The 12,169-nt window shown below is 40.8% G+C and carries 11 protein-coding genes; 4 read left to right on the top strand and 7 right to left on the bottom strand.

The window, feature by feature from the left end:
- The first annotated feature begins 106 nt into the window (after positions 1-106).
- The 3 genes from IEE83_RS06795 (at position 107) to IEE83_RS06785 (ending at position 2,017) form a co-directional block, all read left to right on the top strand.
- Positions 107-907: an MOSC domain-containing protein gene (locus IEE83_RS06795; protein ID WP_228101704.1), complete on the top strand. Its 801-nt coding sequence runs from the start codon at positions 107-109 to the stop codon at positions 905-907.
- Positions 908-972: 65 nt separating this feature from the next.
- Positions 973-1,347, top strand: coding sequence for an SRPBCC family protein (locus tag IEE83_RS06790; protein WP_194119859.1), 375 nt, complete (start codon positions 973-975; stop codon positions 1,345-1,347).
- Between the two features lie 247 nt (positions 1,348-1,594).
- On the top strand, positions 1,595-2,017 hold the full coding sequence (locus IEE83_RS06785) for a response regulator (protein ID WP_194119858.1): 423 nt from the start codon (positions 1,595-1,597) through the stop codon (positions 2,015-2,017).
- Between the two features lie 136 nt (positions 2,018-2,153).
- On the opposite strand, the gene IEE83_RS06780 is transcribed toward IEE83_RS06785, so the two are convergent.
- The 6 genes from IEE83_RS06780 to IEE83_RS06755 form a co-directional block, all read right to left on the bottom strand.
- Positions 2,154-3,365, bottom strand: coding sequence for an inositol-3-phosphate synthase (locus IEE83_RS06780; RefSeq protein ID WP_194119857.1), 1,212 nt, complete (start codon positions 3,363-3,365; stop codon positions 2,154-2,156).
- A gap of 473 nt (positions 3,366-3,838) precedes the next feature.
- On the bottom strand, positions 3,839-4,312 hold the full coding sequence (locus IEE83_RS06775; protein ID WP_194119856.1) for an Hsp20/alpha crystallin family protein: 474 nt from the start codon (positions 4,310-4,312) through the stop codon (positions 3,839-3,841).
- Between the two features lie 122 nt (positions 4,313-4,434).
- Positions 4,435-4,725 (bottom strand): hypothetical protein, encoded by a 291-nt coding sequence (locus IEE83_RS06770; RefSeq protein WP_194119855.1) that lies wholly within the window; start codon positions 4,723-4,725, stop codon positions 4,435-4,437.
- Positions 4,726-5,041: 316 nt separating this feature from the next.
- The gene (locus tag IEE83_RS06765; RefSeq protein ID WP_194119854.1) at positions 5,042-7,522 is read right to left on the bottom strand and encodes a glycoside hydrolase family 2 TIM barrel-domain containing protein; all 2,481 of its coding nucleotides are present in this window, start codon (positions 7,520-7,522) and stop codon (positions 5,042-5,044) included.
- Between the two features lie 157 nt (positions 7,523-7,679).
- Complete coding sequence (gene xth, locus IEE83_RS06760; RefSeq protein WP_194119853.1) at positions 7,680-8,450, bottom strand: exodeoxyribonuclease III; 771 nt, start codon at positions 8,448-8,450, stop codon at positions 7,680-7,682.
- A gap of 114 nt (positions 8,451-8,564) precedes the next feature.
- Positions 8,565-9,719 carry an MFS transporter gene (locus IEE83_RS06755; RefSeq protein WP_194119852.1) on the bottom strand — a complete coding sequence of 385 codons (1,155 nt, stop codon included), beginning with the start codon at positions 9,717-9,719 and terminating at the stop codon, positions 8,565-8,567.
- 67 nt (positions 9,720-9,786) lie between these two features.
- Between IEE83_RS06755 and IEE83_RS06750 the strand changes: the two genes are divergently transcribed.
- Positions 9,787-10,536, top strand: a complete 750-nt coding sequence (locus IEE83_RS06750) for a DeoR/GlpR family DNA-binding transcription regulator (protein ID WP_194119851.1) — start codon at positions 9,787-9,789, stop codon at positions 10,534-10,536.
- A gap of 16 nt (positions 10,537-10,552) precedes the next feature.
- Here the strand turns inward: IEE83_RS06750 and IEE83_RS06745 are convergent, their stop codons facing one another.
- On the bottom strand, positions 10,553-12,088 hold the full coding sequence (locus IEE83_RS06745) for a glycoside hydrolase family 32 protein (protein ID WP_194119850.1): 1,536 nt from the start codon (positions 12,086-12,088) through the stop codon (positions 10,553-10,555).
- Positions 12,089-12,169: the final 81 nt, after the last annotated feature.

Below are 12,169 nucleotides of genomic sequence, written 5' to 3'. Positions count from 1 at the left end.
ATAGTTTTATCATATACAGCGTTGGCTATTGATATAAACAATTGTACCAGCCATGCCGGGGAATGGTTTTTTATGCGGAAAATGGAAATCATTCTAAAAACTGCCCATGAGGTTATCTGAAATATGGATTTATCCGGTAAAATCGCTCGGCGGAATCCGTCAGACCCAGGCACAGGTTGAAGAAAAAGGTTTGCAATATGACCGGCGCTGGATGATTGTGGATGAAAATGGTAAATTTTTAACCCAACGTGTAAATGCAAAAATGGCTTTGCTTGATGTCGCAATTCATGCAGAAGGCCTTGTAATTTTTCACCGTTTTCAGGCCGACGATCAGGTTTTGGTACCTTTCGAAGCAATTTCCAATCAGACAATTCAGGTAAAAGTTTGGGACGATGTGGTGCTCGCCCGAACGATTTGTGATCAGGCCGATCTTTGGTTAAGTACTCAGCTTGGAAAAAATGTCAGGATTGTTGAAATGTCGGAGCAGACACAGAGAAACATGGATTCCGCTTATTCCGGCAAAGTGGCGCTGGTTAGTTTTGCCGATGATTTCCCGTATCTATTAATTTCAGAAGGCTCGCTGCAAGATCTCAACAGCAGACTTGATCATCCGGTAATCATGAAACGTTTCCGGCCAAATTTTGTCATTTCAGGAACCGAACCATTTGCAGAAGATTTCTGGCAAAAGGTCAGAATCGGACAGGTTGAATTTATTGTTGCCAAACCCTGCGAACGTTGTGTTTTGGTAACTATCGATCCAATAACAGGTCAGAAAGGCTCCGAACCTTTAAAAACGCTTGCTAAGTACCGGAAGGTTGACAAAAATATTTTTTTCGGGCAAAATCTTGTGAGTCTGCAAAACGGGCTAGTGCGTGAAGGTGACGAGCTAGTTATTACTCTATCCTGATTCTTTTCAAAAACAACAATAAATCCCGCTCGATATTCGCGGATTTAAAAAAATTAAGAAAAGATTTGCGCAACCAATTGGAAGCAAATCAAACAAATCAGAATGATAAGGGATGTATTTCAGGCGTTGGAGGAAGTTGGATTTATACCATGGCCGGGCCTGATGATTCCAGACATTGGGCAAGAGTTGATTATCTGAGTATTGACCTTAACAAAAGTTTTAAAGCATCGGATTGCTTTTGTGATGAAAACGGTATTGCCAACAACGACATGTCAGGCATGCATCGGAAAAATGAATTTCTGCCAGATGTAGCCGGAACGAAAGAACATGTCGAAATTACTTTCGCAGATTTGTCCAATTTGGAAAAAATACTTGCAATGGGTTTCGAATCAGGATTTACTTCCGCACTTACCAACCTTGAAGATATCCTGAATAATTAATTTAAGATAAGCCAGGACACAAAAAAATCAGTCTTGTACGAGGCTGATTTTTTTATTTTGATTATTTCAAAAATAAAATTTTAGTAAGGATAACATGTATTGTCAGGGCATTCGCATCCATTTCGGTGGAAATACTTTCTAATAAACAATTAATTGAAACCTTTTAATTAAAAATTACCTTTGCAAAATAATAAGCGGAGAGCAAGGAAGCTTTCAAATTTGTCAAATCAATAGTGAACAACTTTAAATGGGGGAAATTGAAATTTATTTGGCAGATGATGATGAAGATGACCGCTTGTTTTTAAAAGAAGCAATTAATTTAATTATTCCCGGAACCACCATCATTGAGGCTACGGATGGTCAGAATCTTGTTGACCTGATCAGCTTCAAAAGTGGAAACCTGACTTTAATTCTTGTTGATATGAATATGCCCCGACTCAACGGTCTGGAAGCGATCAGCATTATTAAATCCCAACCAGAACTCAAAAATATTCCCACGCTTATGGTTTCAACTTCTCAGGATGCGGCACTGAGAAAACAAGCATACCAGTTAGGAATCAGCACCTTTATCACAAAACCCACGACAATGGATGGCTACGAAAACATTGCCCGTGGAATTAAAATTTGTTTTGTGGACCAGTTTATTTCCGGTTTGGATTCTTCCATTTAACCAACCATTTCCGAAAATTCCAGAAGTTAGATATTAATGCCAAATCGAAAACGATCCGGCATTAATTCATTAAAACTGCAATGAAAATGTTGACCTGGCGTAACATTTCAGGCTCCATAGTTATTCCCTACCCATATTAAATCGCTAAGGCTACTTGTTTCTTCAACTGTTTTTTTGTGGATTCTGTGAGCTCACGTTTAGCCAAAGCGTGGCATTCGAAAATTGCATCGCTAAACATCATTTGCTGTGGCGGCGTTTTTTGAGTCGATGCGGATGGGCCTCTTAATGCTCCAACCAAACCAAGTTCCCTCGCCACGTATACATAACGGATCGCATCAATGACCACACCAGCCGAATTAGGAGAATCCTGCACCGACAGCTGCGCATCAAAAACGACAGGTGCGCCCATAAATCCTTCCAGCTCCAACCGGAAATTGGCAACCTTATTATCGCCATAATAAGCAATATATTCAGAAGGTCCGGCGTGCAGGAAGCTGTCGTTTGTAGAAATCCCCCGGATGTCATTCTGCGCACGGATGACGTTTTCCTTTGAAATCTTTTTGGATTTAAGACGGTTTTTATCTTCCATATTAAGAAAATCGGTATTTCCGCCTACATTTCTCTGAATGTGCGCTTTTACATGATGTCCGCGTTCGAAGGCCAGTTCCTGCAACATCTGCGAAACGATACTGGCACCGAACTGACTTCTCATATCGTCACCAATAATTGGTATTCCTGCATCTATAAATTTTTGCTCCCAAACCGGATCGGATGCGATGAAAACAGGAATACAGTTTACAAGCGAAATCCCCAGTTCAAGACAAATCTCCGCATAAAATTCGGTGGCAAGCTGCGATCCAACGGGCAGGTAATTGATTAGTACTTCGGCCTGATGATCTTTTAAATGCTGAACAATTTCTTTCCTGATTGATGCCACCAGATGAGGATCATAGCGCTGCGAATCAATCAAAATATCAGTTGTTGAAAGGCCATCTTTTATTACAAACCGGTTTTCTACGGGATAAGCAGCCATTTGTGGTGAAACCCCGTCGATGACCGGCGATCGATAAACTAGCGCCTGCGATTTGATGTCGGAATTTAAAACGATCGTACAATTTGGCCTGGCAAAAATGGCCTGACTCAGTGGAAGCCCGATTTTTCTATCGTCGATATCAAAACCACAAACAAACTCAATATGCTCTGCTTTATAACCACCGATATCGTCCGCCATAAGGCCGGATTTTTTGTCAGAAAATGTGGTGTAATATTCAACGCCCTGCACCAGAGAACTTGCGCAGTTACCTACGCCCAAAATTGCAACTTTAATTTTTCCAGCTTGATTCTGCATGAGTTTAACTTACGTTTCCTTAAAGTTTTACAAATAATTAAATCTGATCAAAAAGACGGTTTTTCAAAACGGCTCTTTTAAAGAACCAGCTCTTTTTGAAATCGCTTTAAAATCAACGGTAAAATTATTGCAAACGTTTGCATTAATTTTAGTTTGTTTTTGTCAAAAATTAAAATTTGAATTCAACTATCTGATATAAAGAAAAATAGCCTCAAAATAAATTTTTAAAATTTATTTTGAGGCTATTTTTAACACTTTTTGGTGGTTCTTGAAAGTCAGCGTAATTTACAACTACTATGTAGTGGCATAGTTGTCAAAAACAAACGGCTTTTCCGTATTCAAATTATCAAATAAACGAAAAGTACCTGTACGCCAAACTTCCCACCTTAAACACTATACGTAATGCAAAAGAATTAGAATTTATCTGTCAGAGACTTAACAGATTCCGCTAAGTCTACGACAAAAAAATGGTTTTAATTCACATTTATTTCCTGACCAGGTTTGTTAGTTTCAGGATTTTTCGGAAGTGTGATAACCAGTACACCATCCGTATAAGATGCACTAATATTATCGGTCAGCACTTTGCCGTTCAGTTGAAACGAACGTTCAAAAGAGCCTGGCTGATATTCCTGGTAAGTATAGGTACTTTGGCTGGCGCCATCTTCCTTAGGCGCAGCATATGCAATATTGAGCACATCACCTGTAAACGATATTTTGAAATTGCTCTTTACAAGTCCCGCAGCATAAAGCGAAATGATAAAAGATGATTCCTTCTCTTCAATATTGACGGCTTTGCGATTTCCAAACGAACCGTTAAAAACATTGTCCCAAGGTGATTTACCACCAAATTTGTTTGCAAATTTTCTGAAAGGACCGCCGCATCTGTGATGTCCCGGGCCAAATCCTTGTTGATTCTGTGAATCTGTTGTTGTTTGTTGATTAAACATGGCTTTTATTTTTAAGTTTTTTGATCTGATTAAATTGTCTTGTTTTTCTTCCAAAGGCAATATTTTCCCCTTCAATTCCTCAAAGGAATCTGGCAAAAAGACAATAAGCTTTGGTTTTTTGTTTAGTTAATTGGTACGATTGTTGAAGTTGCGTGCACTGGATTTGTGCTTGCGGCCCAAGGATTTCCGCCGTCAATATTGATCACTTCATTATTTCCAAACTGACCATTACGAATGTGTGCGGCCATCATTTGATTTCTCCCTGCGGCACGTCTTATCAAAGTTACAATTCCTCCGATAAGCACAAGGCCTAACATTAATTTGAAAAGTGTTGTGATGACAAAAGCGGCCAAACCAACGACTAACGTGGCGCCCACCAGACGCGGGAATATGAAACGAAAGTTATTTTTCATGTTCTTGATTTTAAAATTGGTGATTGATTTAAAATATGTTTTTCCATTTATTAATAGCGAAAGGCAGTCAGCAGTTTTTATTTGACTTTTTATCGTTTCTGCCTTTCTAAAATGGTAGACGAACATGGATTTCCTTTTACTTTAAAGTTTTGAAAATATTTTTTCAATTCTTCTCCCGGATCTTGATTTACTGGATTGAGGTGGATTTACAGGATATCGTTAACAAATTATTAATCAAATTATTATATCAAAATACAATGCTGATATTAATCTGGAATCATCTGGAATCATATAAGGGCTAACATTCAATTAAGAATTATTTAACCGTTAAAATTACCTCAGCGGATTTTAGACCCGGCGTTTTGGCTTTTAAGGTAATGGAACCGGATACTCCGTTTGGGCGGGCGATGGCCATACATCTTCCATTAAAAGTTGACTTTTCGGTCCCTTGAAAGCTGCTCAAATCGGTTGGATTACCGCTGCCAATTCCAGCCAGTGTACCTGCACCGCTCATTTCAAATGAAACTGGCACAGTCGCCGAAGGAACAACCCGGCCATTATCATCAACCACTTCAACGGTGACATAGGATAAGTCATTACGATCTGCATTTAGCACCGACCGGTCTGCCACCAGTCTCAAATGAGTTGGTTTACCGGCGGTTACCAGCTCAAAAAATCCTGTTACTTTGCCATTTTCATAGCTGGTTGCTTTAAGTGTTCCAGGTTGATAAGGGATCGTAAAAACAGCAACTATCGAAGTATCCGTCATATTTTTTTCACCAACTAACTTTCCGTTTAATTCCAGTCTGACTAACGGACTTCGGCTAAAAACACGAACCTGAAAAAGCTGCCCCTCCTGCCCCGCCCAGGACCAGCTTTGGTGTTCGTCAGGCCAACCCCAATTCGTGACTGTTTCCTTCATTCCTTTGGCAATCGGTGCATGAACAGCCATAGTACAAGCCTGATTGCGCCAGACTACATCACGATAATAAGACTGCGGTTTTTTGATGCCTGTCAGATCCATATCTCCGCACCAGGCATTAAACCATGGCCAGGGCAAAACTGCTCTTGTACTATCCTTTTCAGATTCAGGCTGATAAAGCGTGTGACCAATTGCTGTTTCACCCATATAATCCATGGCCGTCCAGACAAAATCACCAATGATATAAGGATGTTTTTCAACCATTCGCCAGTTTTCAAATGCTTCTTTTGCAAAAGTTTCCGTACCCAGAATTATACGCTCAGGATTACGGAGATGATCTGATTCGTAGTTTTTCCATTCATAGTTGTAACCGCCAACATCCAGCAGGGCAAAAGCCCGATCAGAATCTTTCCAGGTTTTGCCGGGATGCTCCCAAAAAACACATAACGCCTCGGTTACAGGTCTCGTTGCATCCAGTTGATGTGCGAAATCTGCAAGTTTTTTGGTAATAACCAACCCGGAAGAATCGGCACGTTCATTGATTTCATTTCCAATACTCCAAAGAATAACAGAGGGATGATTGCGATCCCGAACGATCATCGCTTCTAAATCTTTTTGCCAGTATTCATCAAAAAAGCGATGATAATCCTGGGGATTTTTTGGTCTTTGCCACATGTCAAACGCCTCGTCGATCACCAATAATCCCAGTCTGTCGCAGGCATCCAGAAATGCAGTCGAAGGTGGGTTGTGGCTTGTTCGAACCGCGTTGAATCCGTTTGCCTTCAACAATTCCACTTTTCGTTCCTCTGCCCGGTCAATTGCGACTGCTCCCAACGGTCCGTTATCGTGATGCACGCAACCGCCTTTCAGCATAACTCTTTTGCCGTTAAGTACGAAACCCTGTTTTGCATCAAAACTGATCGAACGAATTCCAAATTGTGTCGTCAGGCTGTCAATCCGGTTTTTACCCGAAATCAGAACAATTTTTGCTTTATACAAAAACGGAGTTTCCGGCGACCATTTTTTTGGATTTACTACGGTTATAAACTGTGAGTTCTCCGTTTGGCCTGACGGTGAAAGGTCAATCTTTTTTTGACTTCGAGCAATGATCTTCCCATTTGCTCCTGTAAGTATGGTTTCCAACAAAATTGGTAAATTCTTTCCCTTTAAACCGTTAATTTTGGTGACTATTTGTGTTTTTGCCTGTGCTGATGAAACCTCTGGTGTTGTTATTGATATGCCCATCGGAGCAATATGCACAGCATCGGTAACATTCAGCCAAGCATGCCGGTAAATTCCTGAACCGGTGTACCAGCGGCTATTTCTTCCAATATTTTTAACACGAACGGCCATGATATTATCTTGCCCGGCCGGAGAAAGATATCTGGTCAGATCGTAATCAAAAGGTGTATAACCATTGGGATGATATCCTAAATGATGACCGTTGAGCCAAACATCTGATTCCATATAAACGCCGTCAAAATGGACGGAAACATTTTTGTCTTTTTCAGAAGAACTGATCCTGAAAGTCTTTCTATACCATCCCGTTCCACCGACCGTGTAACCCGTAGCCGTTGCTCCAACACTGGTTTTTGAAAAGGGCCCTTTTACATTTTCCTGGTTTTGATTTGGCAAATCTTCAATACTCCAGTCATGTGGAAGATCCAGTTTCCGCCACGATTTATGATCCAATTCAGACTTTTGCGCCTCAATAGTACTGTCTTTCAAAAAATACCAATCCGAATCAAAAGAACGGGTTCTATTTTGTGTCGTTTGGGAAAATACTTTTACAGAAATAAAACATATCAAAAGCAGCACTCCCGTTTTTTTTATAAACCAGGATTGCTCTTTTAAAGGCGCAGTAATTTTAGGCATTTGTTATGTTAAGGGGGGAGATTTATTGATTTAGTTAAAGGCAAATACTGTAATACTTAAATAGGCAGCAGCAATGCTTTTTCATAAAGCATGACAATTATTAAAAGCTACTTATATGGATTGTAAGAAGGATAGAAGAAAAAACCAAATCCAAAATTCATCTCAACTCAATCCAGACCGGAGCGTGGTCACTGGTCTTTTCCCAACCACGAACATCCTTATCTACACCAGCCGTAACCAAACGATCCAAAATCTGCGGACTTAAAAGAAAATGGTCAATCCGAAGTCCCGCATTTCTATCATATGCTTTTCTGAAATAATCCCAGAAAGTATAAATCACCTCATCAGGGTAGAGATGCCTTAGCGCATCTATCCATCCCTGATCCACAAGCGACTTATAAGCTGCTCTGGTTTCCGGTCGAAATAATGCATCCTCCACCCAGCGTTCAGGTTTGTAAGCGTCTAATCCGGTTGGAATTACGTTATAATCTCCTGCCAAAACTACCGGAACATTTTCTTTAAGGAGATAATCTGCATGGGCATGCAGACGATCAAACCATCTCAGCTTGTAATCAAACTTTGGTCCGGGAGACGGGTTTCCATTGGGAAGATACAGACAGCCAATCAAAATTCCGTTGACTATTGCTTCCATGTATCGGCTCTGATCATCTTCGTCGTTGCCCGGCAAACCTCTCCGAACTTCTTGCGGTTCAGCCCCTCGTGAAAGAATCGCTACGCCATTCCAGCTTTTTTGTCCGTGCCAGATTGCATGATAACCGGCATCATTAATTTCCTTTTCCGGAAACTTTTCCTGCGGCGCCTTCAATTCCTGCAAACAAACAACATCAGGTTGTTTTTCCTGAAGCCAGCGCAATAGTACCGGCAATCGCCCGTTCACGCCATTTACATTGTAGGTAGCTATGATCATTTTGCAATTAGGTTAAAGTTTTTACAAAATTTCTGCCAGTCTACGCAATTTATTTTACGAAAATTAAATATTCCAATTCTTTTGTTACATAAAAGGCTATTAAAAAACTGTCATTTAACTTTTACTTTCTTTATAAGTAAAAGCCACAATCAAAAGCAATACACCGACAAAGCCAAGCGCAATGGGAAGAGAAAAAGCCTCGGCAATAAATCCGATCATGGCTGGCCCTGCCAGTTGTCCCATATACCCCAGTGTTGTTACAGCAGGCAAGGAGACGGATGGAGCGATACCAGGAATATTTCCGGCAGCCGTAAAAAAGACGGGAACCACATTGGCTGCACCGAGTCCAACCAATGCAAAACCGATCAGCGCTGCACCTGGCCATGGAATGAAAACAGCTATAAAATAACCCGAAGCCGCGATCAGCGCACCATACAAAACCACTTTTGATGAACCGATTTTATGAATAATTTTATCACCTGTTAGTCGCATTACGGCCATGGAAACAGAAAAAACGGCATATCCCAATCCGGCCATCGAAGGTTCAAAATTCCTGTTGAATTGAAGAAAAACCGCACTCCAGTCTAATAGAGCACCCTCGGCCAGGAAGAAAACAAAACACATCAATCCAAGCGCTACGACAGGCCCTGTGGGTAAACTAAACGAAAAGGAATCCACACTTTTTTCCTCAGCCTTGGCAAAAAGATATTGATACTGACTACCTGCAATAACGACTAGCATAACCGATATGCTCACAGCAGCCACAGAAGGCGAAAGGCCCATTTTGATTAAAAAACCAAGCCCGATAGAACCAGCAAGGCCGCCCAGACTAAACATCCCATGAAAAGACGACATAATATGCCGGCCGTATTTTTCCTGTACCAAAACTGCGTGTGAATTCATCGCCACATCAATGGAGCCGATGGATGCTCCAAAAATGAAAAGAACTGCTGCCAGCTCCCAGGCAGAGTTTGTCAAAAGCAGCAGCGGAAGCGCTATGGCAATCATAACCGCGGCTACCAGCATTACTTTTCTGCTTCCGAATTTATTTATAAAAAAACCTGTGAAAGGCATCGTCAATATGGCGCCGGCTCCCAGTGAAAGTAACACGAGCCCTAACGCGGCATCATCAAGTCCGAGATTGATTTTGGCAAAAGGTACCATCGGTGCCCAGCTTGAAAGCCCGATTCCGCAGACAAGAAAAATTAATAAACTAGCTCTTCTCGCAGCTTTGACTCTTTTATCGTGAATAATTTCCTGGTTTTCCATTCTAATTTTGGATGATATTTTTTGCAATATTATGCAAATTTGCATAATATTGCAAAAACAATTTTATATGATCAGGGAGAAACGTTTTAATTTCATTCTCGAAAAACTGCAAAACAACAATGAAGTTGGATTTGGTGAATTGAGCATCGATTTAAATGTATCTGAAGATACTATCCGAAGAGATATCGACACGCTGGCTGAAAACGGACTTTTACTAAAAATCCGTGGCGGCGCTATCCCACGTTCCCACAATCCTCTTTCTTTCAAGGATCGTATGGATCATTTACAGGACGACAAGGAAATTATAGCTTTGAAAGCACAAACCTTAATCAAATCAGGCCAAACCATATTTATGGATGGCGGTACTTCTGTTTATACACTTGTAACACTGCTTTCAACCGATATAAAACTGACCGTCATTACGAATAACACCGCCATTATACCTGCTCTTTCCGCTTATACCGGGATTGAACTTATTGTTTTGGGCGGACATTATTTGAAAGAATCGGAAACCATTGTCGGATATCAGGCCATTAAAATGGTCCGGAACTTTCAGGCAGATCTTTTCTTTATGGGCATCTGTGCACTGGATATGCAAAAAGGCGTTACGGCCAGTTATATGCAGGAAGCCGAGCTCAAACAAACCATGCTTGAACATTCTTCCACAGCCATAGCGCTCAGTACTTTTGATAAACTTGAAACATTTGAACCCTATCGCGTTTGCCCTATCCAGTCACTGGATTACGTCATTACGGAAATGGATTCTCAGAATGAAAGATTTGAACCATATAAAAAAGCCGGGATTAAAGTATTATAAATTCCCTTTTCCGCTTTTATTTTTTGCTTAAATCCCAAATATTAAGGTCTTCGACTGACAGATTTTTAGCTTGTGAAAATATGGATATTCCGGTTGCCTTTTCATCCGGAAAAATCATTGTCGTAATCACTTTCTCACCACCATTACCAAATACTTCCAGCGAAGATTTATCCAAAAGAACCCGTATTTTGATTTTACCATTTTCAGGTTTGATTGAAGCTTTTTGAATGAGATTGCGGTCGTCCTTCACACCCTTTTCAGATTTGGTACAATCAACATACAGTTCGCTGCTTTTGGCGTCATATCCTATTTCAATTTCCTTGATAACCTTACCGGAAGCATCTCGTAACTGAGCAATTTTAAAACCGCATTTACCTGCTTGCCCAACAAAAAAATCCGCCTCAATCCAGTTGCTGTTTGTATTAAACCGTTTGGATTCATCCAGCCGGATTTCCGTGGCACCGACAGTCAGATTTTTATTCACATGCCTTCCCGAAGAAAGTGTTGCCAGATTACTGCTAATAACCGATGAAACGGATTGAACAAGTCTGATACCTTCCGGGGTTGTTTTCAGTGACAGATCACGGGGTATCGACATTTGTCCTTTCCATGGAAAAGTTTCTTTTCTACCCGGCTGCAACCAGCCTAAAAGTATCTTTTTATTGTCGGGTGCATTATTCCAGGGTATAGCAGCGTAAAATGAATCGCCATAATCACTGGTAAGAACAACATCTGCGGTATTGTCATTTTTGAAAGTCCTGCCGTCAAAATCTCCGATAAAATACTGGATCAAAGGACCTCTTGGCCCTCCCGAAGAAATCATCATCACCCATTTGGTATTTTTTGGATCTCCATCAACAGCGAGCGGCACAATGAACGGACATTCCCAATCATTTTTAGTCCAGCCCTGCTTACCGAAATCGCTGAGATGCTGCCAGTTTTTAAGATCTTTTGAACCGTAAAACCGTACCGCCATATCTTTTACCAGCGAGACAACCATCACCCATTGTTCGCTGCTCTCATGCCAGAAAACACCCGGGTCCCGAAAATCCTCATAGTTGATATCAACGACCGGATTTTTGTGATAATTCGTATAAGTTGCTCCCTGGTCATTGCTGAAAGCCATGTATTGAGCCTGCTTCTTTTGTTTTGGCAAATGTCCGGTGTAAAAAGCTACGACAGGTCCCTGCCCTTTTCCAAGTCCGCTTGTGTTATTTTTATCCCAAACTGCTGAACCCGAAAAAATCATGGTTGTGGTATCTTTTGTAATTAATTCCGGTATGGCAACGGGCAGATTTTTCCAGTGAACCAGATCTTTACTGGTTGCATGGCCCCAGCTCATATGACCCCATTGATTTTCAAAAGGATTATATTGATAGTAAAGATGGTATTCACCGTGGAGATAAAGCAGACCATTAGGATCATTGATCCAGTTGGCCGGGGCACTGAAATGATATTGAGGCCTCCACTGCGGCGTTGGAGTTTGCGACTGCGTATAAGTTTTGAAAGTTATTATAAGCAAAGCCGCATAAAGGAATTTTATTTTATACATGTTGTATTAAATTTTTGCCCATATTAATTCAGAATATTTTCCAATGTCCTGTTGAGTTTGAAAAACAGGTCTGGTTGTTTT

The organism is Dyadobacter subterraneus (assembly GCF_015221875.1).
GTDB classification, from domain to species: domain Bacteria; phylum Bacteroidota; class Bacteroidia; order Cytophagales; family Spirosomataceae; genus Dyadobacter; species Dyadobacter subterraneus.
Note: the sequence above shows the minus strand (reverse complement) of the source record. Positions and strands in the feature narration are given on the sequence as shown.